Annotated in this window: 1 pseudogene; it reads left to right on the forward strand. The window is 37.8% G+C overall.

The features are described from left to right. Positions 1 to 243: pseudogene (locus C1G53_RS00280) on the forward strand (PrgI family protein); the annotation flags it as partial. Positions 244 to 325 lie beyond the last annotated feature (82 nt).

The raw sequence follows: 325 nt of genomic DNA on the forward strand, positions 1-325 counted from the left end.
GTATTAGGATTGAACCTATTTTACTGGCAATTTGGGGATTGGTTTGTCTATGGTTTTGTTTTTAGCTTTACCATTCCACTCATGTTATTTGGGGTCTATCGCCCCAACGATTTACCATTTGAAATATACCTCAAGTACCGTTTTCATTATGAACTAACGGTGCCAGACCGCACATTTACTGGAAGAAAAGGAGACCAACGTGAAAAAATTAAAACACTCAATGAAACCAAAGACCTCTTCTAATGACAAAAAGCAAAAGACGAAAACACAGAAGCAGGAGATTAGACCTTCTACCGTAAATACGTTAGCCTATCAAGGGCTTTTT

This window comes from Streptococcus suis, from assembly GCF_002960445.1.
In the GTDB taxonomy this organism is placed as follows: Bacteria; Bacillota; Bacilli; order Lactobacillales; family Streptococcaceae; genus Streptococcus; species Streptococcus hyiners.